The organism is Microbispora sp. H13382, assembly GCF_014161445.1.
GTDB lineage: Bacteria > Actinomycetota > Actinomycetes > Streptosporangiales > Streptosporangiaceae > Microbispora.
The window spans coordinates 240155-264491 of record NZ_JABBXA010000007.1 but is presented as its reverse complement, the minus strand read 5'-3'; the positions used below and the strand labels follow the sequence as shown (position 1 = coordinate 264491).

Below are 24337 nucleotides of genomic sequence, written 5' to 3'. Positions count from 1 at the left end.
GCGCCCCACCATGGGGAGCGGCATCATTTCGCGCGTGAATGGAACGCCGCTCAAGCAAGTCCCCGCTCGCGTGATCGAGTGGGCCCTTCCCTACTGGACGAGAGGGGAGGCGGGCAGGCAGACGCCGGAGGACCTCTTCCGGGTGCTCTACCTGGGCTGGCTCGCGGCGTTCGTCCTCAAGGTGCTCGGGTCGAGCTGGGACGTGTCGTGGCACTTCAAGTGGCTGCGCGACGACCTGGCCCCGCCGCACCTGCTCAACACGGCCGGCACGGTGATCGCCGTGGCGCTCACCATCGTCCACTGGTACACCGGCTACGGGGTGGACCGCACGGCCTCCCGCCTGATCGTGTGGGGCAGCGGGGTCTTCCTCATCGCGATCCCGCTCGACCTGATCAACCACCGGGTCAACGGCATCGACATCACCGCCTGGAGCCCGTCGCACGCGCTGCTGTACATCGGCACCGCGCTGATGCTCGCCGGCGTGATCCGCGGCTGGTACATCGGCTCGGGCCGCTACGCGGAGATCTCCGGCAGGCGGCGCGCGCTGGTGCTGGGCGGCCTGTTCGCGTTCTTCCTGGAGAACGCGCACTTCCCCGAGCTGCAGCAGGAGTACGGCGTGCTGGAGCTGGCCTCCTGGGACCGGGGGCAGCCGTACGCCGAGCCGACGCTGCTCAACTTCGCGGCCGAGCAGATGGGGCAGGCCGTGGACCGCGCCATGGTCCTGAAGTTCTCGCTGCCCGTGCCGGACGTCGTCTACGCGGTGTACGCGGGCGTGGTGGGCATCGGGATCCTGGTCTTCGCCCGCGTCATGATCGGCCGGCGCTTCACCGCCACCGCTGTCGCCGCGTCGTACGTGGCCTACCGCTGCCTGATCTGGCCGCTGCTCGTCGGCGGCGGGTTCCCGCCGTCGACCATCCCGTTCTTCTTCCTGCTCGCGGGCCTCTGCGTCGACCTGGCCTTCCTGGTTCCGGTCAGGCTGCTGCGGCCGCTCGCGGGCGCGGTGCTCGCCACCGCGGGCGTGTACGGCGGGCTGCTGGCGCAGGACCGGGTGCTGGAAGCCCCGCCGTACGCGCCGGAGTTCTGGCCGGTGGCGCTCGTCGCGCTGGCCGTCGTGTGGTACGCGGTGGAGTGGTTCGCCGGCCGCCAGGGCCTGACGGCCGCCGCGGCGGAGGACAGGATCGCTCAGGAGAGGCGGGCCGGGGACAGCCAGATAGCGGCCGAGCCGGACACGCCGCTCGATGCCGCGTCGAAGGCGGGGTCCAAGGCGGCGTCGGAGGCGGCGCCCGCGCCCGCCGCCGTGTCCGAGCCCACGGCCTGACGGCCGCCGCCCGCACCTGCGGGTTCTGCCGACTCTGATGTCAAGGGGCCGCTCCCTCGCGGGTGCGGCCCCTTCGGCGTTCCGGTGTCCGATGCCATCGTCTCGTGTCCCGGTGGCCGGGCAGGGCCGTGGGTCAGGCCACCGGGGCCTTGGTCAGTGCGACCGCGACGCCGTACGCGAGGCCCATCACGGTCAGCTCCAGGGCCGCCCAGGCGGCGAACGCCGCCGGGGCCTGACGTGTGACCGCGGGCAGCAGCCGCCAGCGGATGTTGGCCCCCAGCAGCGCGATCAGCGCGGTGAACACCGTCTTGGCGACCACGAGCCGGCCGTAGCCGGTGGTGACCAGCGACGCGGGGAAGCTCTCACCGGGTGTGAGCAGAAGCTCCACCAGGCCGTTGAAGAGCCCGGACAGCCCCACGACGATCAGCGCGTACGTCGCCAGCCGGGAGAACCGGGGCAGCGTGCGGGCGAGCAGATCGCGATGGCGCGGCAGCAGGACGGCGAGTGCGACCAGGCCGCCCACCCAGGCGCAGGCGCCTATGACGTGCAACTCCATCGAGACCATGCTGAGGTCGTGCCAGTACCAGTTCGAGGCGTGCCCGGTGACCGGAAGCGGCAGCAGCCCGAACCCCGCGACGAGCACCCGCAACTCGGCCGGAACCTTCTCGCCGAACCGCACCGCGAGCATCCCCACGGCGGCGCTGGCCAGGGCGCACGACGCGCTCACGATCATGCCCTGCCCCGCGCCGATGCCGTCGACGTAGGCCGCCACGTCGGGAACGCCGCCCGGAGTGATCTCGGCCGCGCTGAGGACGGCCGACGTCAGCGCCGCCGCGCACCAGACCAGCGAGAACAGCACGGCCCAGTGCCGGGCTCTGGCGGCGACCGGCTCGGTCCTGTCCGGGTCGTCGAAGCCGAGGAGCTTGGGGAGCAGGCTGAGCCCGACGGTCGCGGTGGCGGCGAGGTCGAGCACGAGGCGGACGACGGGCAGGCCGTACTGCACGATCGTGCCCGGCATGGGGAGCCCCGGCACCGCCCCGGGCACCGTGAGCCAGGTCGCGATCACGACCGCGAGGACGCCGCCGGCGGTCAGCCCGGCCGCCGGGACCCGGGCGCGGGCCCGCTCCGCTCCGGGCCCGGACCGGCGCGCCGGGACGCGGCGCTCCGAGGTCGCGGTCATGCCGTGCCGCCCGTCGCCGAGCCGCTTGTCTTCGGGCCGCTTGTCTGAGGGCCGCCCGTCGTACCGGCGGGAGAGGCCGCCCGCGCCGGCCCCGCCGCCGTGTCCGCTGCTGTGTCCGCCGTCGTGCCCGCCGTCGTGCCCGCCGCCGTGTCCGCTGCCGGGGGAGCCGGGACCATTCCCTCGCGCATCCGACGGTCGTGCTTCACGAGCACGCGGGCGCACAGCGCCAGCAACGCGGCGGTGACGGCCAGCAGGCCCCAGACCCAGCTTCCGCCGCCCTGACCGGTCGCCGCGCCGGAGCCCGCCGCCCCGGCCGCCGGCGGATCCGTCGGCTGGGCGGCCGTCCCGGGGGCCGCGCCCGCACCGGTCACGCTGAACTTCACGGTGCCGGTGACCGGGTGACCGTCGTTCGACACGATGCGGTACCCGATCGCGTAGGCCCCCGCGGGGGTGCCCGTCCGTACGCCGATGGACACACGCGGGCCGTCCACCCTGACCTCGCCCTGCTCGTAGTGGGCGCCGTCCGGGCCCGTGACGGCGATCCTCGCGTAGTCGCGGCGTACGACCTGGTTGAAGGTGAGCGTCACAGCGGCGGGCATCGCGCCGAGAACCGCGCCGTCCTTGGGGTCGCTGGCGACGAGCACGTCGTGGGCCCGTGCGGGCGTCGCGACCAGCAGCACCGCGAGCAGGGCCAGCAGCGGCGCGGCGAGCAGCCGCAGACGGTTACGCGGCACGGCGGCGCGTACCGCCGCCGGGGGCGGGGCGGTCTGTCCGGTCGTTCGCCGACCGACGCGCGGGGCCGGGGCGTCGTTGCACATCCGGGCGACCTGGTCCACCTGCCTTGCCTTCCTTTTCACCGGGCGCAGACCCAGCCATGGTCCCACTGATCGGAACCTCCCCACGCCCACGGTGGACCCCCGACCGCTGCGGACGGTGCCGTGGTGATCGGCTTCGGTGATGTGCCGGGCGGCGTACGCCTTCTCCTGATTGAGTGAACAACAAGCCGGATTCGCCATTTGGGACCGTACGCCCGCTGTAACGACCGCCACGAAGGAGAGCCATGACCCCCCAGCCGACGGTAGGCGGATCCGAGCGGAACGCGGCGCCGGTGCGGCGCTCGCCGTGGCTGACGATCCTCGTCATCTACTTCGCCGGCGTCGTGGCGGCGATGAGCTACGGCAAGTTCTCCTCGGTCGGGCCGTCGATGGCCGATCAGCTCGGGCTGTCGCTGTCGCAACTGGGCTGGGTGATCTCGGCGGTGGTCGGGGTGGGGGCCGTCGCCGGTCTGCCCGCCGGATATCTGGTCCGCCGGTCCGGCGCGGGCAGGGCGCTGGTCGCCGCCCTGGCGCTGATGGCGGCGGCGAGCGCGCTGAGCGCGGCCGCGGGGAGCTTCGCCTGGTTGCTGGCCGCCCGCGTCGCCGAGGGCGCCGGCTATCTCGTGGTCTCCATCGCCTGCCCGGCGCTGATCCTCCAACTCGCCGAGGAACGGGACCGGGGTCTCGCCCTGTCCGTCTGGGCGACGTTCGTCCCCGTCGGCATCGGAGTGAGCACGCTCGCCGGCGGCGCCGCCGGGGAGGCCCTCGGCTGGCGCGGCTGGGTGCTGCTGATCGCGGGGCTGACGCTGCTGACGACGGTGGCCGTCCGGGTGCGGCTGCCGCGGCCGTCCGCTTCCGGCGCGGTCGCCGGGCCCGTGCCCGGCGCGCGGGCGCTGGCGTGGCCCGCGCTCCTCACCGTGTCCTTCTGCCTGATGGTGCTGGTGACGATGCCGGTGGTCGTGCTGCTGCCCACGCTGCTGATCGACCGGCACGCGAGCTCGGCCGGCGCCGCCGGGGCCCTGACCTCCGCCATCTCGTTCGCCGGCGTTCTCGGCGGGCTGTCCGTGGGAGTCCTGCTCCGGCGGGGCGTGCCGCTCGCCGCGCTCGCCGCGTCGGGGCTGCTGGTCGTGCCGGCCGCCTGGCTGACCTACGTCGCCGACGGGCCGCTGGCCGTCGCGGCGGCCGGCGCGGGGGTCGTCTCCCTGGAGAACGGCTTGCTGGGAGCCCTCGCCTTCGCCGCCCTTCCCCTGGTGCTAGAGCGCCTCGACCACGCCGACGTGGGCACCGGGATGGTGGCCCAGATGGGCAGCGTGGGCGCGCTCCTCGGCCCCCCGCTTTTCGGTCTCGTCGCCGGCGCCTCCGGGTTCGGGGCCGTCGTGCCGGTCATCGTCGCCGGCATGCTGGCCTCGGTCGGGGGGATGCTGCTGGTCACCCGGCACGTGGCCCGCCGTGCCCGAAGCACGGGGGCGTGAGAAAGGACACCGGACGGTGTGACGCCCGGCGGTCTCCAGCCCGGTGATGGGCTGGAGACCGCCGGGCATCGGCTCCGGGCCGTGCCGGTGTCACCGGTCCGGCACGGCCCGGAGGCTTGGCCGTACGTCCGGGCGGAGGCCGCCGCCGGACGTGCGGGCACGGGCGAAGGTCAGATCCTGGTCCAGAGGGCGGGGACGTTCGGCGGCTCCCAGCCCGCCAGCGCGGTGTGCGACTGCCGGCACTGGTAGACCGCGCCGCCGTAGGTCACCCGGGCGCCCGCCGCGTACGCCGTACCGGCGGTCCAGGCCGGGTAACCCGGGCTCGCCGAGGGCGATGCCGAGGGCGAGGCCGAAGGCGACACGGACGGCGAGGCCGAAGGCGAGGCGGACGGCGAGGCGCTCGGGGAAGCGCTGGGGGACGCGGACGGCGAGGCCGAAGGGGACGCTGACGCGCAGGGTCCCTGGTCCAGCCACACCTGCGCGGTGCCCGGCGTCTCGCCCAGGGTCCACCACTGCGCCTTCCAGGTGTGACCGGCGTACGAGACGAGGCCGCCCGTGTAGACGGTCGTGGACGACCACGCGGGGGCCGTGCACGCGCCGGCCGACGGGGAGGCCGAGGGGGACGCCGAGGGGGACACGGACGGTGACACCGAGGGTGACACCGAGGGTGACACCGGGGGAGACACGGAGGGGGAGGCCGTCACGCCGCCCCTGGCCAGGTCCTGGGTGATCCCGTACGTCGTGCCGCCGAAGGAGACCGTCCAGTTGGAGGGGGTGGAGGTGGGCAGGTAGTAGACGAAGGCGACGTCCACCGAGGCGCCCGGCGCGAGGGTCTGCCAGCTCGGCAGCTTGAGCGACACCCGGTTGTAGTCGCCCTTCAGGCCGCCGACGTTGTTCTGCGCGGTGTGGTCCCTGCGGACGATCGTCGAGCCGAAGCCCGACTGGTCGGCCGCGTTGCCCGGCGCCGAGGTGGCGTAGTCGAACTGGAACTCCGTCCCGCCCGGCAGCGTCACGCCCGAGTTGTTGGTGATGTGGATCTTGGGGTTGATCGGGTAGTTGTTGTCGCCCAGGGCGAAGTCGCGGAACTCCACCGAGATGTCCAGCTTCTGTGCCGGGATCGGGGTGGTCGCCCGCACGTTCCCGTACGGCGCGGCGGTCCTGAACGTGTCGTACATCAGCGTGGTCAGCGTGGACCCCGGCTCATACTGGCCCTTGGCGGCGTTCCAGCCGTAGTCGCCCGCCAGCTCCCAGACCATCGTGCCGCCGAGGCCCCTGGAGACCACGTAGTCGGCCTTGGCCCCCACCGACTGCTCGTCCTCCGTCGACAGGAACACCTTCTTGGCGGGGTTCCAGAGCCACGGCGCGACCAGGGTGGAGTCGTAGTGACGCGTGTAGGCGCCGGTCAGCGACGTGTCGGTGACGCCGTAGGAGGCCAGGTAGTCGCCGAGGACGCCCTTCTCCAGGTTCTTGGCGTGCCACATCGGGTTGGACCCCGCGGGCGACTCCTTGCCGGCCGTGTCGAGGTCGTGCCACAGGTTGTCGATGCCGATCGCGCCGTCGCCGCAGCTCGTCAGGCCGGCCCCGGCCGGGCAGGTGGACGAGGGGGCCGTGCCCCACAGGCCGTTCGTGCCGCCCTGCACGTTCCTGAAGCCCCGGGTGTAGTACGGCAGGCCGATGTTGACGCGTCCCGGCGGCAGGGCGCCGCGGAAGTAGTGGTAGGCCCAGTCGGTGTTCAGGTAGCCGATGCCGCCGTACTGCGCCGTGCCGTACACGCCGGCGGCGGCGAGCTCGGCGTCCCTGCCGTCGTCGAACAGCGAGGCGTTGGGGCCGACGTACTTGTTCCAGGCGCCGTGCAGGTCGTAGGACATGATGTTCACGTAGTCGAGGTACTGCGTGACCTGGTAGGTCTCCATGCCGCGCAGCAGGTAGCCGCTGGACGGCGCGGCGACCGTCAGCATGTAGTACCTGCCGTCGGCGGCGGAGGCGGCGTCCAGCCTCTCCCGCAGCGTCTTCATCAGCGCGGCGTAGCCCTTCATGAGGGTGGCGCGCCTGGCGTTGGCGGTCGGCCAGTCCAGCGGATTGCCCGCGTCCTTCATCGAGGTGGGGTACTCGTAGTCGACGTCCACGCCGTTGAACCCGTACGTGCGCAGGAACGACACGACGGAGTCCGCGAACGTCTCGATGCCCGCCTGGGTCGACGTCATCGTGTAGAAGCCGCCGCTCGCCTGCCGGTTCCCCGCGTCGTCGAAGTAGCCGCCGGTCTCGGCCCAGCCGCCCACGCTGATCAGCGTCTTGGTGTCCGGGTGCTGCTTCTTGAACTTGGCGAGGAGGTTGAAGTGGCCCTTGAAGGAGTAGGCGGGGTCCATCTCCGCGCCGGTCACGCCCGGCCAGGTCATCCCGACGGCGGGGTTCTTCGGCGTGCCGGACCCGACGGAGATCTTGTTGTCCGCCCCCACGTGGGTGAATGCGTAGTTGATGTGGGTGACCTTGCCCCACGGGATGTCCGTGACGAGGTAGCGGGTCTGCCCGTTGGATCCGTCGCGCCAGCCGGTGAAGTAGCCGATGATGCGGCGCGGATGGCCGGCGCCCATCTTCTCCCGGCCGTTCTCGTCGTAGGCGAGGCAGTAGGGGACGTCCACCCCGGGCGTCCGGTAGAGCCCGTCGGGCCGGCACGCCTCGTCGCCGGCGGCGGCCCCGGCGGTGCCGCCGCCGAGCACCACGGCCCCGGCGGCGAGCGTGAGGCAGACCGCGAGTGCGGTCCGGGAGAACAGGGAAAGGCGCACAGCCACACCTCCGACAGGCGAAGTGCCGACGTTCCACACCCCGCCCCCAGGGGGTTGATCGGAAGGTAAGCCGGTGTGAGCTGCCCCGTCAATCCTCTCTAATAAGAAACTTTCCTTTTAACTTTTTCTTGAGGCCTGCTTGATCAGGCGAGCAGCCAGCCGTACAGCCAGGCGATGAGTGCCAGACCGGTCAGGGCGGGGACGATCCGGGCGGCGGCGGCGTTCAGCCGGAACGCCTCGACGATCGACAGCCCGGTGGAGACGAGGGCCAGCAGGCCGTACCACGCCAGGCCGTGCGGCACCCCGATCGCCAGTGCGGTCCAGTCCTCCATGGCCGACAGGCTGAGCGCCGACAGCCCGCACAGCGCGACGCCCGCCAGGCCCGCGAGCGCGCTCAACCCGCCGCCGCGCCTGCGGATCAGGGAGACCAGCGCCGCGAGGAGCTGGACGACCGACACGAGCAGGAAGGCCGCGGGGACCGCCAGCGGGATCGGCGACCGGAGCAGCCGGTAGACCGAGGAGGTGAGGGCGAGATCGCCCGGCCGCACGAGCGCGTGCGGCGCGGCGCCGGGATCGCAGGCGCGCGCCGTCGCTGCCGGGTCGTCGAGGAACGCGGCGATCGTCCGGCGTGCGCAGCCGTTCGACAGGAACACGGCGTGCCCGGTCCCGGCGAACTCGGCGAACCGCGCGCCCGGCACGGCCGACACCGCCTCACGCGCGGCCTCCGGCGGGGTGGTGGGGTCGTACCCGCCGCCCAGGACCAGGATCGGCGGGGCCGTGCTCCCGGCGGCCGTGCCTTCCGTGCTCCCGGCCGCCGTGCCTTCCGCGCTCCCGGTGGCCGTGCCTCCCGTCTCGCCTCCCGCGGAGGCGAGGGCGGCGGTCGCGCCGGGCGTCAGCGCGTCGGCCTCGGCCCGCGCGGCGGGCAGCCCCCAGGCGTCGCAGACCGCCGCGTCGACGACCCCGGTGAACAGCCGGGGGCTCCGCGACTCGGGGAAGGTGTTGTCCGGCACCTCGTCCTGGCACTGGACGGCGTAGTACAGCCCCCACTCGTGCGAGGTCAGCCCGTCGCCCGCCGCGTCGACCAGCGGCTGCAGCAGTTCGGTGCGCCCGGCGGCCAGCCCGTCCACGAGGGCCGGCACGATCGGGATCACGTCGGTCTCGTGCAGCGCCTCGGCGAGGATCGTCGCCACGTCGTCCCCGTTGAGCCGTACGGTCAGCCGCTCGCGGGTGAGCGGGTCCCGGGTCTCGTACGTCGCGGGGCGGGCGTTGAGCGCTTTCACCATGGCGTCGAACCTGGCGGCGATCCCCAGCTTGGTCATCGTCGCCGAGAGCGCGGCGGACGCCTCGTCGTACCAGTGGGCGCGCGCGGGAAGCAGGGAGTCCAGCACGACCCCCCGGGTGCCCTCCGGGTCGCGCGCCGCCGCCAGCAGCATCGGGCGGGTGGAATAGCTGACGCCGAACAGGTGCCACCCCGGGTAGCCGAGCGCGGCCCGCAGGTCCACGACGTCGGCCGCGATCTCGGTGGTCCGGTAGCCGCGCAGGTCGACCTGCTCCGCCTCCAGGCGCGACTGACAGGCCAGCGCCTGCCGGGCGAGTGGGACGTTCTCGGCCGCTCCCGGCCCGGGTCCGCGCAGGGTGTCGACGATCCCGCGGGCGATCTCGGGGCAGCTCAGCCTGGGCTCGGAGTAACGGCCGCCGCGCTGTTCGAGGACGACCACGTCGCGGCCGGGGAGCATCTGCGTGAGGAATCCGGTGAGCTGGAGCGAGGCCGATCCCGGGCCGCCGCTCATGTAGACGACCGGATCGGCCGGCTGACCCGAGGCTTCCGGCGCGTGGTGCACCGCGTAGCCGACCTTGATGGTCCTGCTGTTGGGGACGTCGCGCCGCTCGGGGACGAGGAGGTAGCCGCAGGTCGTGCCGGACGGCACGGCGACCGGGCAGGGCCGCTCCTCGACGGACGGCTCCGCCGCCCCGGTCGCCCGGGGAACCATCGGCGCCGAGGCGGCCGCCGCGTGCGCCCCAACCGCCCCATGAGCCGTGGTCCGCACAGTCCCGGCCTCGTCGCGGGCCGGCGCCGCGAGGGCCGCCGACCCGGAACCTCCCAGGAGCACGAGTGCCGCGGCGAATGCCGTGACGGCCGCTCCACCCCAACTCCGCAACCGTCAGCCCCGTCCCGCGAACCCGGCGATATCCGCAGAAACCTTAGCGTGTCCGTCGGCCATCGCGCCCCCGTTCGTCCATGCGCTCCCATTTTGGACGATCATGGGACCGGTTGCGGTTTCATCGTTCCGCCGGGCTTTCACCGGGGACTTGCGGTGCTCTCCCGGATCACCAGATCGGTGGACAGCTCGACGCGGCGGGCCTCGGTGTTCTCGCCCCGGCCCATGGCCAGCACCATGCGCGCGGCCAGCGCGGCCATCTCCTCCAGCGGCTGGCGCACGGTGGTCAGCGGCGGCCACGCGGACCGGGACAGCGGCAGGTCGTCGAAGCCGACCACGCTGAGGTCCTCGGGCACCCGCAGGCCCCGCTGCCTGGCCGCCTCGAACACGCCGAACGCCTGCATGTCGCTGCCGGCGAAGATGGCGGTCGGGGGGTTGTCCAGCGAGAGCAGCGCGTGACCGGCGTCGTGGCCCGAGTTGACCAGGAAGTCGCCGTACCGGATGAGCTCGGGGTCGATGGACACCCCGGCGGTCTCAAGCGCGGCGCGGTAGCCGTCGATCCTGGCCCGGCTGCAGAGCATGTCGGGCGGGCCGCCGATCATGCCGATCCGGGTGTGTCCGAGGTCGAGGAGGTGGCGCGTGGCCGCCAGGCCGCCGTGCCAGTTGGTCGCGCCGACAGACGCCACGCCGGGTGGCGGCTCGCCCTCGGGGTCGACGACGACGAACGGGATCGAGCGGGCGCTGAGCTGGCCCTGCTGCCGCACCGAGAGCCGGGAGCTGACGATGATCACACCGTCCGTCCGCCGCGCCGCGATGCGCTCGAGCCAGTCACGGCCGGGGCCCGCATGCGTGTGCAGCACGGATATCACCACGCTCGCGGCGGCCTCGTGCGCCGCCTGCTCGGCCCCGCGCACCAGTTCCATGGCCCACGGGCTCTCGATCTCGGCGAACACCAGGTCCAGTAAACCGACCGGGCCGTCGCCCTGTCCCGTCCTGCGCTGGTAGCCGTGCTTCTGCAGGAGGCGCTCCACTCGCTGACGGGTCTCCGGCGCCACCTCGGGACGGCCGTTGATCACCTTGGACACGGTCGGAACGGAGACTCCGGCCTCCTCCGCTATCTGGGCGATGGTCACCCGCCTTTTCACTGGCATGAAGCAGATCGTAGCCGAAACTTTCGGGATACCTGAACCGGTTCCTCCTGATGAGACGGTTCATCGTCGTGATCAAGCCGACAGCGCCCTTGACGCTTAACCTCAGCTTTACTTATCCTCCGGACCACGAAACATTCGGATACTGGCCGAAACTTTTCAGCAGCGGGTAGCCGAGGAGAAGCGGGGCCGTCGCCCTCCGGCCACGCCGCCGGTTTCGAGGATTTTCGGAGATTGAGGAGAATCGATGACGCTGCTGCGTGTGTCCGGATCCCGGCTGGTAGACGAGACGGGCGGCACGGTCCGGCTGCGGGGGGTCGGCCTGGGCGGCTGGCTCAACATGGAGAACTTCATCACCGGCTACGCGGCCAACGAGTCCTCCATGCGCGCGGCGGTGCTGGAAGCGCTCGGCGAGGAACGCTACGAGCTGTTCTTCGAGCGCTTCCTCACCTCGTTCTTCACCGAGGCCGACGCCGACCTGCTGCGGGACATGGGCGTCAACTGCGTGCGGATCCCGGTCAACTACCGTCACTTCGAGACGGACGACCGGCCGATGGAGATCATCGAGCGCGGCTTCCGCCATCTCGATCGCGTGATCGGGATGCTGGGTGAGCGCGGCGTCTACAGCGTCATCGACCTGCACGCGCTCCCGGGGGCGCAGAACCAGCACTGGCACTCCGACAACCCCACCCACGTCGCCTCCTTCTGGCAGCACCGGCACTTCCAGGACCGCGCGGTTCACCTGTGGGAGGCGCTGGCCGACCACTACAAGGACAACCCTTGGGTGGCGGGCTACAACCCGATCAACGAGCCGGGCGACCCCAGCGGCAGGGTGGTCGGGCCCTTCTACGACCGTCTGGTCAAGGCGCTGCGCGCGGTGGACCCCGCCCACGTGCTGTTCCTCGACGGCAACACCTACTCCACCGACTTCTCGGTCTTCCACGAGGTCTACGAGAACACCGTTTTCGTCTGTCACGACTACGCGCTGGCCGGGTTCGCCCACGGCGGCCCCTACCCGGGCTTCACCAGGGGCGAGTGGTGCGACCGCGACGAACTGGAGCGCACCTTCGCCCGCCGCACCACCTTCCAGCGGGAGACCGGCACGCCGATCTGGGTCGGGGAGTTCGGGCCCGTCTACACCGGTGACCCCTCCGTGGACGAGCAGCGCTACCAGATCCTGCGCGACCAGCTGGAGATCTTCGACGCGTACGAGGCCGGCTGGTCCATCTGGACCTACAAGGACGTCGGCCTGCAGGGCCTGGTCTGCGCCGGCGGGTCGTACATGGAGCGGTTCGGGCCGTTCATGGCGAAGAAGAAGCGGCTCGGCGCCGACCGGTGGGGCTCGACGATGGAGGAGACGGCGGGCGAGCTCGCGCCGCTGCACCGGCTGATCGACACCGAGTTCCCCAGCTGGGACCCTTACCCGTGGGGCGCCCGCTACCAGACCGACGATCTCATCCGGCACATCCTGATCGCACAGGCGCTCCTCCCCGAGTACGCCGATCTGTTCCGCGGGCTGGACGACGACGAGCTGATCGCGCTCGCCGACTCCTTCGCCCTGTCCGACTGCACCCGGCGCGAGCCTCTGATCCGGCTTCTCGCCGACAACCTGTCCGCGCGCTAGCGCGGCACGAGGAGACCCCCCGATGCGCAGCCTCCTTTCCCGGACGGCCGCGGTAGTCCCGCGATCGCTCTCACTTCGGCCCGCTGCCGCGGCCGTGCTGCGTTCGTTTGCAGTCCGGCCCGCTGTCGCGGCCGTGCTGTGCGCACTCATGGGACTGCCGGCGGTCGTGGCGAACGCGACTCCCGCCGCCGCCGCGGCCGTGCAGGTCGCGAAGTACGACTTCGAAGACGGCACCACCCAGGGATGGGGGCCCAGAGGCGACGGGGTCGAGGTCGGCGCGACCTCCGACGCCGCGCACTCGGGGTCGCGCTCCCTGCTCACCTCCGGCCGCACCGCCACCTGGCACGGGGCGTCCATCAGCCCGCCCTTCGAGAAGGGCGTCACCTACCAGGTGACCGCGTACGCGCGGATGGTGAGCGGGGAGCCGTCCAGCACGATCGCGCTGACCATGCAGCGCACCCCTGACGGCGGCGACACCACCTACGAGCGGGTCGCCGCCGCCACCGTGACCGACGGCGGCTGGGCCGAGCTGTCGGGCACCTACTCCTTCGGAGCCGACTCCACCGGCCTGCAGCTCTACGCCGAGAGCTCCGACGCCACCGCGAAGTACTACATCGACGACATCGTGGTCACCTCCGACAGCGACCCCTCGCGCTCCGGGCTCACCACCGACTTCGAGACCGGCACGGCGCAGGGCTGGTCGCCGCGCGCCTCGGCGTCCCTGACGGCGAGCCCGGAGGCGGCGCACGGCGGCACGCGCAGCCTCGCCGTCACCGGCCGCTCGGCCTCGTGGGACGGCCCGGCGATCAGCGTGCTGGGCAAGATGGCCAAGGGGGCGAAGTACACCCTGTCGGCCTGGGTGCGCCTCGGCCCGGACACGACCTCGGGCAACCTCGGCCTGTCGATCGAGCGCCGGACCGGCGGCACGCCCAGCTACGAGCGGGTGGCCGCGCCGAAGGCGGTCCCGGCGGGGCAGTGGGTCCAGCTCACCGGCACCTACACCCTCGCCTACGACGTGGACTTCCTCAGCGTCTACGTGGAGTCCGACGACGGGACGTTCCCCTTCTACCTGGACGACTTCACGCTGACGTACGTCGAGCCCAAGCCGATCCAGACCGGCATCCCCTCGCTGAAGGACGAGGTGCCGTTCACCCTGGGGGCGGCGATCTCCCGCGCCCAGACGCTCGGCGAGCACGGCGACCTGCTGCTCAAGCACTTCGGCGGCGTCACCCCCGGCAACGACCTCAAGTGGGACGCGACCGAGCCGCGCGAGGGCGAGTTCAGCTTCGCCGAGGGCGACTACCTGGTGGACTACGCCGTCCGGCACGGGCTGACCTTCCGCGGGCACACGCTCGCCTGGCACAGCCAGACGCCCGACTGGGTGTTCAAGGACGGCGACCGCGACCTCACCTCCTCCGCGCAGGACAAGGCGCTGCTGCTGAAGCGGCTGGAGAACCACGTCAAGACCCTGGTCGGCCGTTACAAGGGCAAGATCGCGGTCTGGGACGTGGTCAACGAGGTGATCGACGAGAACCAGCCCGACGGCCTGCGCCGGTCGAAGTGGTTCCAGATCACCGGCCTCGACTTCATCCGCACGGCCTTCCGCGTCGCGCGCGAGACCGACCCGGCCGCCAAGCTGTTCATCAACGACTACAACACCGAGTTCCCGCGCAAGCGGCAGGCGTTGTACGCCCTGGTGAAGAAGCTGAGGGCGGAGGGCGTGCCGATCGACGGCGTCGGCCACCAGCTCCACCTGAACATCGAGCAGCCGCCCGCCGCCGAGGTCGAGGCCACCATCGAGAAGTTCGCGACGCTCCGCGTGGACCAGCAGATCACCGAGCTGGACGTGAGCGTCTACCCCGACTTCGTCTCCACCTGGGACACCATCCCCGCGGAGGTGCTCGCCGAGCAGGGCTACCGCTACAAGGAGCTGTTCGACGTCTTCCGCAGGCACAAGAGCGAGATCAGCTCGGTCACCGTCTGGGGCCTGGCCGACGACGGCACGTGGCTGTCGACCTTCCCGATCACCCGGCTGAACGCGCCGCTGCCCTTCGACGACGAGCTCCAGGCCAAGCCGGCGTACTGGGGGATCGTGGACCCGGCGAAGCTGCCGCCGCTGATGCGCAGGCTGGAGGCCCCCGCCGCGACGCCGAAGGTGGACGGCGGGCGCGACCTCGAATGGGACCTGCTGCCCGACGTCCCCATCGCCCGCGTGGGTCAGGTGTCGGCCGGGTTCCAGGCCCGCTCGTCGGCCAAGTGGCTGTACGTCCTGGCGGAGGTGCGCGACCCGGGCGACGACCGGGGCGACCGGGTGACGTTCACCGTGGGCGGCAGGCCGTACGCGGTCGGGCGCGACGGCAGCCACCCGCACGGCGTGGACGCGGCCGTGAAGAAGACGTCCGGCGGCTACCGGGTGGAGGCGCGGCTTCCCCTCGGCACCGACGTCGGCGTGGTGGTCAGGGACGCCTCCGGCGGGTCGGAGACCACGTGGACCGGCACGGTGACGGCCGTGCCGGCGGTGAAGCTCACCACGGCGCCCAGGCGGCAGCCCGTGGTGGACGGCGCCGTCGACCGGGTCTGGGCGGAGGCGCCGGAGATCCGCACCGCCACGTGGATCCAGGGCACGTCCGGGGCGACCGCGCGGGCCCGGGCCCTGTGGAGCGGCGGGACGCTCTACCTGCTGGCGCAGGTCGCCGACGGCACGCTCAGCGAGCAGTCGGCCAACCCCTGGGAGCAGGACTCGGTCGAGTTCTTCGTCGACCCCGGCAACGGCAAGACCAGGGGCTACGGCGACGACGACGGCCAGTACCGGATCAGCTTCTCCGGTAAGACCAGCGTCGGCGGCACCTTCGACGCCGCGGGCGTGAAGGACAACCTGACGGCCGCCGCCAAGGTCGTCCCCGGCGGATACGTCGTCGAGGCGGCCGTGAAACTGCCCACGGTCACCCTGGAGGACGGCGCGCTGCTCGGCTTCGACGTCCAGGTCAACGACGCCGCCGGGACCGCCCGTACGAGCGCGGTGACCTGGAGCGACGCCACCGGGCAGGGCTACCGGGACACCAGCCACTGGGGCGTGCTCCGACTTCGGCGCTGAGCCCCGGCATCCAGCCGGACACCGATGACCGGAGCCGGATCCGCCGTAGGGGCCTGGCGCAGGGAGGCCCCGCGCTGGGAGGCTCTGGCGCACCGTGTCCGTGCCGGACGGCCCGGTTCCCCGGAAGGGGAACCGGGCCGGTCACGCTTGAGAGAGAGGGGACGAATGATCGACGCAGTCGACGGGTGGGAGTACCGGAACCCGGTCATCCCCGGGTTCCACCCTGATCCATCGGTGTGCCGGGTGGGCGAGGACTACTACCTGGTGACATCCAGCTTCGAGTGGTTCCCCGGGGTGCCGATCTTCCACAGCCGGGACCTGGTCAACTGGCGGCAGCTCGGGCACGTGCTCGACCGCCCGTCCCAGCTCGACCTGGACGGCGTGCGGCCCTCGGGCGGGGTCTACGCCGCCACCATCCGCCATCACGGCGGCGTCTTCTACGTCGTCACCACGCTGGTGGACGGGCGGGGCAACTTCATCGTCACCGCCGCCGACCCCGCGGGCCCCTGGAGCGAGCCCCGATGGCTGCCGGGCACCCGCGGTATGGATCCCTCGCTGCTGTTCGACGACGACGGCCGCGTCTGGTTCACCGGCACCAGGGAGAGGGAGGCGGCCCGCTACCCCGGCGAGACCGAGGTCTACCTCCTGGAGCTCGACCCGGCCACGCTGGATCCGCGCGGTGAGGAGCGGGTCGTCTGGGAGGCCGCCCAGCGGGGCGCCGTGTGGGCCGAGGGCCCCCACCTGTACAAGGTCGGCGGCAGGTACTACCTGCTGGCGTCGGAGGGCGGCACGTCGTACGACCACGCGGTCGTGGTGGCCAGGGCCGACCACGTGACCGGGCCGTACGAGCCGAACCCGCGCAACCCGATCCTCACCCACCGAAATCTCGGCCTCGGTCACCCCATCGCCTGCACGGGCCACGCCGACCTGGTGGAGACCCAGGACGGCGAGTGGTGGATGGTGCTGCTGGCCACGCGCCCGTACGGCACCCCCGGCGACCTGGGCGCCGGCAACGTGAGGGGCGACAACCTGGGCAGGGAGACCTTCCTCACCCGGGTCACCTGGGAGGACGGCTGGCCGGTCGCCGCGCGGGTCGAGCCCGTGGCGGCGGGGCCCGCGCTGCCCGAGCACCGCTGGCCCGCCGTCCCCGCCTGCGACCACTTCGACGCCGGCCGGCTCTCGCCCGTCTGGAACCACCTGCGCACCCCGCGCACGCCCTACTGGAGCCTCGGCGACAGCCGGCTGCGGCTGCGGCTGCGGCCGGAGACGCTGGCCCAGCGGGTCAACCCGAGCCTGGTCGCCCGCCGGCAGCAGCACATGGACTTCGCCGTCCACGCCGCGCTCGACTTCACGCCCGCGGCCGGGGAGTGCGCCGGGCTCGCGCTGGTGCAGAACGACGACCATCACGTGCTGCTCGTGCGGACCCCGCGCGGCCTCGAACTCGTCCGCAGGAAGGCGGGCGGCGACGACCTGCTCGCCTCCGTACGGGTGCCGGGCCAGCGGCGGCTGTACCTCGGCGTGGAGGCGCGCGGGCAGGCCTACCAGGCCAGGTACGCCGTGACGGCGGGGGAGTGGACCGACCTCGGCGACCCGGTGGACGGCAGGATCCTCAGCACAGCGGTCGCCGGCGGCTTCACCGGCGCCTACGTCGGCATGTACGCCAGCTCCAACGGCCGCCCGAGCTCCAACGTCGCCGCGTTCGACTGGTTCGAGTACCTGCCGCTCAGTCCGTGAGCCTGCCGGGAATCAGCGCATGATCCGGCGGAAGGCCGTCCCGGCCGCCCGCACCGCCAGGGCGGGCGAGAGCCGTACGGCCCGCCAGGTGGCCCGGGCGGACGCGGGCGCCACAATGAGCGCCCGGTTCGCGGCCACGCCGCGCAGCACGTCGCGGGCGAGCGACTCCACGGGATACAGGCGCCCCTGGGCTCGCACGGCCGACGTGCGGGCGCGCAGGCCGATCTCGGTCTGCGGCAGCCCGGGGTTGGCGTTGTCCAGCAGCGGCGTGTCGGTGAACCCGGGACAGACCACGCTGACCCGCACGCCGTGCGCCGCCGCCTCGGCCCGCAGCGCGAGCGACAGCCCGACGACGGCGTGCTTGGTCGTCGTGTACGGCAGCATCATGGGCGCGGGGGTCAGCCCGGCCAGCGACGCGGTGTTGACGATGTGCCCGAAGCCCTGCTCGATCATGAGCGGGTACGCCGTGTGCACGCCGTGGACCACCCCGCGCAGGTTCACGTCGATCGTCCGGTTCCAGTGGTCGAGCGTGAACTCCTCGGCGCGGCCGCCCACCGCGATGCCGGCGTTGTTGAACAGGAAGTCGAGCCGCCCGTGCTCCCCGGCCACCCCGGTGACGAGTTCCCGTACGGCCTGCGCGTCGGAGACGTCGCACACGACGCCCGCGCAGCCGAGCTCCTTGGCGGCGTCGTCGGTCCCCCGGACGTCGGCGATCGTGACGTGGACGCCGCGCCGTACGAGCTCGGCGGCGACGGCCCGCCCGATCCCCGACGCCCCGCCCGTGACGACGGCGGTCTTCCTCACGCCTTGCTCCTCGCCCGAGCCTTCGGCTCGTCCCAGATGCCCATGGCCCGCCACAGACGGCGGCTGATCGGGTTCATCATGCCCAGATCGGCACAGAGCTCCCTCGTCCTGGCCACCGAGTCGCGGGTCTGCGCGGCCGTCTCGGGGTTGTCCGCGTAGACCTCGCGCACGACGTCGCCGGGGATCCGGAACGCCCTGATCATGGAGCCGGGCGGGGACAGCATGATCCGCGCCATCAGGCCGATGACCAGCGGCGTGAGCAGGCTCAGCACGAGGCGGCGGTAGCGGGGCATGCGCGGCACCCGCCGGCGCAGGTAGTGACGGGCGAAGGAGATGTGCCGCGCCTCCTCCGCCACGTGGATGCGCATGATCGTCTCTTCGAGCGGATGCCGGATCCGCCCGCTCTTCAGCGTCGCGCGCTGCACGTGGTCGATCGGGTCCTCGCCGCCCAGCACGAAGACGAAGAACAGCTCGGTGGAGATCAGCGGAATCCACGGCACCACCTGGGCGAGCAGGCTGAGCGGGCCGGGCATGCCGCGGATGGGGAGCTTCGTGCGGTTCACGAACTCCTGGAACATCATCCCGTGATGACCCTCTTCGATCATCTCGTGGTAGACGTACCGGAACTCGGGGGAGCCGTTCGGCAGCCGGTAGGCGTAGTTGAGCAGCCCGCGCTTGAGCAGGTTCTCGAACTGCAGCCCGATCTTCATGGCGGTCGCCACCCGCCAGAGCCCGATGCGCGCCCTGACCTCCGGCGGCTGCGCGAGGTACCAGGGGTGGCCGCCCAGCCTGTCGGCCGGCGGCAGCTCCCACCGCGGGTCGGTCCGGTCCACGTGGAACTCGGGGTCGTCCCAGGGGATGTCGACGTACGGCTCCCAGTGCTTGTCGACCGAGGCCTTCGACAGGCGTTCGATGACGGCCTCGTACGCGCTCCGGCCGGCGACGTGCTCGTCCTTCTCGCTGGTCGCGGTGGTCTTCGGCGCGGCGGACATGCGGCCCTCCCTTCCGGCGCCGTAATTGTACGGCTCATCCAATAACTCGGGAAGGGGCTGGCGTGTCGCGACTCGGCGGATTTCCCGGCCGGCAAGATTCCGTCGCGGTACAGTTCGGCGAGGTCACCGGTGTGTGGCCTTCTTGAACGGCCCTCCCTCGCCTACTGTCGAAGCGAGGACGGCGAACTGGGAGCCCGCGTGCCTGAGACCTGCGACGTCGTGATCATCGGTGGTGGCGTGATCGGCTGCGCCATCGCGCACCGGCTGGCCGCGCGGGGCACGAGCGTGGTGCTCGTGGACGCCGGGCAGCGTCTCGGGCTCGGCGCCTCCGACGGCGCGATGGGCGGCATCCTGACCCAGACGGAGCCCTCCTGCCTCGGCCCGCTCAGCGACGTCATCAAGCGCAGCCGCGACATGTATACGGGATGGCTGGAGGAGCTCCACGCGGCCTCCGGCGTCGAGGTCCCGGTGCTGGACGGCGGCGACATCCAGGTGGCGCTGGACGAGGCCGAGATGGAGCGCCTGGAGTCCACGGTGCTGCCGCAGTGGAAGAACTCGCCGTTCGCCGTCGAGCGGCTGACGGCGGCCGACGCCAGGCGCCTCGAACCGCTGCTGAGCGAGCGCGTCGTCGGCGGCTTTCTACTGCCGGAGGAGCTCGCGCTCGACCCGCGGGTGCTCATGACCGCCCTGGCGGGAGCCGTGCTGTCGGACCGTACGCCGATCCGGGTGCTGAACGCGGTGTACGCCACCGGCCTGCGGACCGGGCCCGCCGGTGTCGAGGTGGACCTCCACGACGGCCGCCGGGTGTCCGCGGAGACGGCCGTGGTCGCGGCCGGCCACCTGAGCGGGGTCTTCCTGCCCCGCCATCGCGCGCACCTGTTTCCCATCAAGGGCGTGGCCTTCGACGTCCGCCCGCCCGGGGCGGTCACCTACCCGCTGCGCCACCACGTCTTCGCGGAGATCAGGCAGGACGGCCGGGAGTACTTCCCCTATCTCGTCCCGCGGTACGACGGCAGGGTGGCGGTAGGCGTCACCTACGAGGAGAACGTGGGGGACGTGACGGTGACCGCCGAGGCGATCGAGGAGATCCGGCGGGGCGTCGCCGCCCTCATGCCCACCGCGGCAACCTGGCCGATCGGCCGGCGGTGGGCCGGACTGCGACCGGGCAGCGCCGACCACATGCCCATCCTCGGCCACGTGGACGACCACGGCCGCGTCGTGGCGGCCACCGGCCACAGCGGCCTCGGCATCACGCTCGCCCCCGTCACGGCGGAGCTGGTGGCGGCCCTGGTCGCGGGGACCGCCGGCGTGAAGGAGCGGGAACTGCTCGCCGTCTGCCGTCCCGACCGCCCCTTCCCCCCGGCGCCGCCGGTGCCTGACGCCGTTGTTTGAAGCGTCCGGCCTGCTTCCGGCTAGGCCGCGGGTGTCGCCGCGTCCCACAGTTCGCCGAACCGCTCGACCCGCTCCCGCACCCTCTCCTGGTCCCGTACGAGGATCGTGCTGTGGATCACCGGGGCGATGCCGTCGCCGACCTGAGGGGCGGGGTTGGACTCGTAGTAGACGACCCCGTCGAACAGGATGAAGTCCGACAGCGAGCCGCGCAGCAGGGGCGGCGCGTCGGTGAGGAGGAGCGTGCGCACCTCGATCCCGACCGTGGTCTGCCACTTCCACACCCGGCGGAACGCCTCGGAGTCGAGCCGCTCGGAACGATCCACGACGAACAGCCGGCGCACCCGCACCCCCCGCTGGACGAGGTCGCGCTGGAGCCGGACGTAGCGCTGCCCGAGGTCGGTGTGCCAGAAGCCGCTCCCGAACTCGGTGTCGCGGGCGTCCACGCTGGTGAGGCTGATCGCGTCGAGACTGATCCGCGTGTTGCGCGCGAGCGCGAGCAGCCAGTCGCGGTCCTCGCCCTCGTACAACGCGTACCTGCCGTCGGACAGCTCGCCGAGGAACTTCGCCATCCGGGTGACCTCGTGGTGGACCAGGCTCTTGACGAGGTCGGGCATGTCGTCGCGGATCTTGGCGGCGTTCTGCACCAGCTCGGCCACGCCCCTGGTCTCCAGCGCGGACATCTCCACGACGCCGAACAGCTTGCTCGCCTCGTTGATCTTGGAGAAGCTGTCGGCCACCAGATTGTGGGTCTTCGTGTGCTGCCTGCGCTGCTCCTGCAGCACTGTCTCGAGTTGGTCGTCCACGTCCGCGAGGAACTGCACGACGAAGACGACGCCGCTGATGAACGTCGCGAGCAGCAGGCTCCACAGGTCCTCGTTCGGCCCGTGGATGAGCGCGTTGCTCACGAGGTAGCTCACGCCGCCCACGAGCACAGTCACGAGGACCTTGCGCACGATCCTCGGGACCAGCGCGTGCGACGGCTCGGGTGTTTCTCCGGTCACGGTCACCTCCGTCCGGTTTCGGCGGACGCACTGAGCAGGGCCAGGGTGTTCACCGCGACCTGGTCGCGGACCCGGTCGACCAGGGAGCGCCACTGCCGGGTGAACCCCGGCCGCCGCTCCAGGCTGTCCCAGAACGGCGTCAGCCACTCCTCGACCCGGGCGGCGGGCATCCACAGGTGCAGCAGGTGGTCGATGGCGGGCGCGAGGCGGGCCACCGCCGCAGCCCCCGGCGTCGTCCCGATCCGTGCCCGCTCGACGATGACCAGCAGCGACGTCAGCAGCCAGTCATGCGTCGCCAGGTCCTCGCACAGGTCGACCACGGCGGGGGTGAACGGGCCGGGGTGCGTCAGGCGCAGGGTCCGCTCCTGCTCGGTGTGCAGGGTGAAGCGGATCGACGGCTCGCCGGTCTCGGCCACCCACCGCAAACTCGTACGCGGGATCTTGAAGGGGGCCCGCCGATCCAGCAGCGGGGAGGCCTGTACGAGGTCGAGGAAGCGCCCGCTGACGGCTCCGAGGTTGAGGCAGGCGCCGTCGGGGGAGCCGGGCGTGGGGTCGCCGGTGAATCCTTCGGCGAGGTCGGCCGCCTTCGCCTTCCCCAGGACCTCCACGACGCCCGGCCGCGCGAGGTAGTGCGACCAGGGCAGCCTGCGGTCGGCCTCAGAGCGCACCACCCTGACGTACGACGAGCCCTGGGCCACCCGGCCGCCGGTCACCGCGCAGCGGGACACGACCGTGCCCACGCCCCTGACACGGGAACGGGAGGCGGCGGGCAGCGTGCAGTCCACCCCGGTCAGCCGCTCGGGCGACAGAGCGTGGACGATGGGACGACGGGAGACCCGCACGGTCTCCCCGGCCGTGATCCCGAGCACCTGGCGGCAGGTCGACTCGGAGATCTCCCCGGAGTTCTGCAGCAGCCCGGTGTGGACTTCCCCCATCACCAGCATCGGGCCCCTCAGACGAAGACGTAGGAGATGCGGTCGACGAGCTCCTCTTCGAGCCGGACTCCCTCGCCCTCGCTCCGGCCGGCGACCTGCCGCAGGACCTCGTCGTCCACCGCGACCTGGCTCAGGATCGTCCGTACGGCCAGCTCGACGGGCAGGAACCGGGGGGAGAGGACGGACAGCGTGGTGTACGCGCTGAACGGCGCGGCCTGGGGGTCGAGCCGGACCACCGCGGGCAGTTCGTCCCAGTCGCGGGGCCAGCCGCCGTCCAGGGTCACCGGAGGGAGCGGCACCCGGCCGTCGCTGCGCAGCAGTCCCAGCCGCAGGAGCTGCCAGACGGCCGCGAGAAAGGGGCACGACCAGGTGCGCCGCGGCCCCCTCTCGTCCCACAGCTCGACGTCCACGAAGATCGAGTGGCCGCGCTTGGCGTTCTGCGCGGGCGGCTCCCACGGCCGGGCCTTCCCCATCGCCTGCACGGGCGCGGTGCGGGGCGAGCGGGAGCCGTTGCACAGCCAGCCCGTCTCCTTCACCGGCGGGCGCGACCCGTCGGTCTCCGGCGGCGGGTCGTCGACGAGCCGGTCCTCCACCAGCCGGGCCAGCTCGACGCCGTCGGATTGCGCGCAGGCGGACTCGCGAGCCAGGTAGTCGATGGTCAGGTCGTGCTCGGCCGCCGCATCGAGGACCATCGGCACCAGCTCGGCGGGAGTGCTGAAGCGGCTGAAGTAGTCGTCCACGAGAAAGCAGGTGCTCACCCGGGCCCGGCCCCCGGGCACCCGCTCACGCCATAAGGAGCGGACCGTTGCGAGCCACGGCGCGACCTTGCGGAACTGCTCGCGCAGCCGGGCCGGACCCGCCTCGAAGTCCTCCATGTAGAGGTGCCCGAGCTCGACGGACACGTGGGAGAGGGGGACGGAGGCGATCCTGCGCTCGGCCGCCACCTCGCCGAACGTCGCGTGCACCGGCGTCACAGGCCCTCCCACGCGTTGTCGTCGACGATCTTCTTGGCCAGCTCGTCGAACGCGGCGGCGGTCTCCGCGTTCGCGATCTTGCTGGCGAGCACGTCCTCGTCGGTGATGAGCTGCTCGCGCCACTGGAGGACCGGATCCAGCGGGATCTTGCCGAGCATGGCGGTACGGCCGACGCTGTGGCGGCCGGCCAGCTCGCGCAGCTCGCTGTCGCACGCGCTCAGCCAGGCCCGCTGCTCGTCGCGCAGCCCGACGAGCTCCGCCGAGTCCGGTTCGAGCACGGCCGTGCGCACGTAGCGGATGCGGTCGCGCAGGTCGTCGGCGTCGTGGCCGAACCTGGTGCCGACGTCGAGCAGCCCGTCCGCGCCGGTGACGAGCCCGGCGGCCGCGATGATGTGCTGACGCGTCCAGCGATGGAAGACCAGCCACCGGAACGGGACGGCCGGCATCCGCACGGTCGCCGCCAGGACCAGTTCGGCGGTGAACGACCGGCCGGCGCTGACGTCGATCATGCAGAGGTCGAACTCCTCCTCCAGCCGCCCGAACAGCTGGACGCAGCGGCCGATGATCTCGTCGGTGAGGGCCGACAGCTCGCCGCCGCCCTCGCTGCCCGGAAGCAGCACGAGCCGTCCCGCGCCGGGCGGGCGCGTGCGCAGTCCCTCGCGGTCGGACTCGGCCCACACGTCCACACGCCGCGGCTGCGGGCACTCGCCCCGCAGGTATTCGTGCAGGCCGTTCTGCCGGGTGCCGCGGGCCACCCCGCTCACGCTGAAGATGGCTCCGGCGGTCGGCGAGCCGAAGTCGTAGTCCAGGTAACAGACGTCGTTGCCCTGCAGGGCGTGCCGGTACACGATGTTGGTGCCGGTGACCGAGCGCCCGGTCCCGCCCTTGTCCGAGATCGCGAAGACGAGCAAC

The 24337-nt window shown here is 72.2% G+C and carries 17 protein-coding genes; 6 read left to right on the top strand and 11 right to left on the bottom strand.

The features are described from left to right. Nucleotides 1-34: 34 nt before the first annotated feature. The gene (locus HHX41_RS17025) at nucleotides 35-1318 is read left to right on the top strand and encodes a hypothetical protein (protein ID WP_182906714.1); all 1284 of its coding nucleotides are present in this window, start codon (nucleotides 35-37) and stop codon (nucleotides 1316-1318) included. A gap of 133 nt (nucleotides 1319-1451) precedes the next feature. Here the strand turns inward: HHX41_RS17025 and HHX41_RS17020 are convergent, their stop codons facing one another. Together HHX41_RS17020 and HHX41_RS17015 are read right to left on the bottom strand one after the other, a co-directional pair. Next, entirely contained in the window at nucleotides 1452-2498 is a 1047-nt protein-coding gene (locus HHX41_RS17020) for a copper resistance D family protein (protein WP_182906713.1), read from the bottom strand. Beyond that, on the bottom strand, nucleotides 2495-3334 hold the full coding sequence (locus HHX41_RS17015; RefSeq protein WP_310742029.1) for a copper resistance protein CopC: 840 nt from the start codon (nucleotides 3332-3334) through the stop codon (nucleotides 2495-2497). The genes HHX41_RS17020 and HHX41_RS17015 overlap by 4 nt, the downstream gene beginning before the upstream one ends. Before the next feature lie 224 nt (nucleotides 3335-3558). On the opposite strand from HHX41_RS17015, the gene HHX41_RS17010 reads away from it, so the two are divergent. After that, nucleotides 3559-4785, top strand: a complete 1227-nt coding sequence (locus HHX41_RS17010) for an MFS transporter (protein WP_169980056.1) — start codon at nucleotides 3559-3561, stop codon at nucleotides 4783-4785. 170 nt (nucleotides 4786-4955) lie between these two features. Here HHX41_RS17010 and HHX41_RS17005 read toward each other — a convergent pair whose 3' ends face one another. The 3 genes from HHX41_RS17005 to HHX41_RS16995 form a co-directional block, all read right to left on the bottom strand. Continuing rightward, nucleotides 4956-7568 carry a chitinase C-terminal domain-containing protein gene (locus HHX41_RS17005; protein ID WP_182906712.1) on the bottom strand — a complete coding sequence of 871 codons (2613 nt, stop codon included), beginning with the start codon at nucleotides 7566-7568 and terminating at the stop codon, nucleotides 4956-4958. Nucleotides 7569-7711: 143 nt separating this feature from the next. Then, nucleotides 7712-9559, bottom strand: a complete 1848-nt coding sequence (locus HHX41_RS17000; protein ID WP_182906711.1) for an alpha/beta fold hydrolase — start codon at nucleotides 9557-9559, stop codon at nucleotides 7712-7714. Nucleotides 9560-9867: 308 nt separating this feature from the next. Continuing rightward, a complete protein-coding gene (locus HHX41_RS16995; RefSeq protein WP_169980060.1) occupies nucleotides 9868-10878 on the bottom strand; it encodes a LacI family DNA-binding transcriptional regulator in 1011 nt (336 codons plus the stop codon). Nucleotides 10879-11122: 244 nt separating this feature from the next. On the opposite strand from HHX41_RS16995, the gene HHX41_RS16990 reads away from it, so the two are divergent. The 3 genes from HHX41_RS16990 to HHX41_RS16980 all read left to right on the top strand — a co-directional run bounded on the left by HHX41_RS16990 (nucleotide 11123) and on the right by HHX41_RS16980 (nucleotide 17327). After that, a complete protein-coding gene (locus tag HHX41_RS16990; RefSeq protein WP_182906710.1) occupies nucleotides 11123-12499 on the top strand; it encodes a glycoside hydrolase family 5 protein in 1377 nt (458 codons plus the stop codon). 148 nt (nucleotides 12500-12647) lie between these two features. Continuing rightward, nucleotides 12648-15593 carry an endo-1,4-beta-xylanase gene (locus tag HHX41_RS16985; protein ID WP_182906709.1) on the top strand — a complete coding sequence of 982 codons (2946 nt, stop codon included), beginning with the start codon at nucleotides 12648-12650 and terminating at the stop codon, nucleotides 15591-15593. A gap of 165 nt (nucleotides 15594-15758) precedes the next feature. Further along, the gene (locus HHX41_RS16980; protein ID WP_182906708.1) at nucleotides 15759-17327 is read left to right on the top strand and encodes a glycoside hydrolase family 43 protein; all 1569 of its coding nucleotides are present in this window, start codon (nucleotides 15759-15761) and stop codon (nucleotides 17325-17327) included. A 12-nt stretch (nucleotides 17328-17339) separates the two neighbouring features. Here HHX41_RS16980 and HHX41_RS16975 read toward each other — a convergent pair whose 3' ends face one another. Both HHX41_RS16975 and HHX41_RS16970 read right to left on the bottom strand, forming a co-directional pair. After that, nucleotides 17340-18131: an SDR family oxidoreductase gene (locus tag HHX41_RS16975; RefSeq protein ID WP_182906707.1), complete on the bottom strand. Its 792-nt coding sequence runs from the start codon at nucleotides 18129-18131 to the stop codon at nucleotides 17340-17342. Continuing rightward, nucleotides 18128-19123, bottom strand: a complete 996-nt coding sequence (locus tag HHX41_RS16970) for a diiron oxygenase (RefSeq protein ID WP_182906706.1) — start codon at nucleotides 19121-19123, stop codon at nucleotides 18128-18130. Before HHX41_RS16970 ends, HHX41_RS16975 begins: the two co-directional genes overlap by 4 nt. A gap of 198 nt (nucleotides 19124-19321) precedes the next feature. Here HHX41_RS16970 and HHX41_RS16965 point away from each other — a divergent pair, with 198 nt between their 5' ends. Continuing rightward, on the top strand, nucleotides 19322-20515 hold the full coding sequence (locus tag HHX41_RS16965) for an FAD-dependent oxidoreductase (RefSeq protein WP_182906705.1): 1194 nt from the start codon (nucleotides 19322-19324) through the stop codon (nucleotides 20513-20515). Nucleotides 20516-20535: 20 nt separating this feature from the next. On the opposite strand, the gene HHX41_RS16960 is transcribed toward HHX41_RS16965, so the two are convergent. The 4 genes from HHX41_RS16960 to HHX41_RS16945 are packed head-to-tail and all read right to left on the bottom strand — an operon-like array spanning nucleotide 20536 to nucleotide 24336. Then, nucleotides 20536-21516 (bottom strand): phosphatidylserine/phosphatidylglycerophosphate/cardiolipin synthase family protein, encoded by a 981-nt coding sequence (locus HHX41_RS16960; RefSeq protein WP_182906704.1) that lies wholly within the window; start codon nucleotides 21514-21516, stop codon nucleotides 20536-20538. 2 nt (nucleotides 21517-21518) lie between these two features. Beyond that, a complete protein-coding gene (locus tag HHX41_RS16955; RefSeq protein ID WP_182906703.1) occupies nucleotides 21519-22460 on the bottom strand; it encodes an SCO2521 family protein in 942 nt (313 codons plus the stop codon). Nucleotides 22461-22468: 8 nt separating this feature from the next. Next, nucleotides 22469-23425: an SCO2522 family protein gene (locus HHX41_RS16950; protein ID WP_220504122.1), complete on the bottom strand. Its 957-nt coding sequence runs from the start codon at nucleotides 23423-23425 to the stop codon at nucleotides 22469-22471. Next, a complete protein-coding gene (locus HHX41_RS16945) occupies nucleotides 23422-24336 on the bottom strand; it encodes an SCO2523 family variant P-loop protein (protein WP_182906702.1) in 915 nt (304 codons plus the stop codon). The genes HHX41_RS16950 and HHX41_RS16945 overlap by 4 nt, the downstream gene beginning before the upstream one ends. Nucleotide 24337 lies beyond the last annotated feature (1 nt).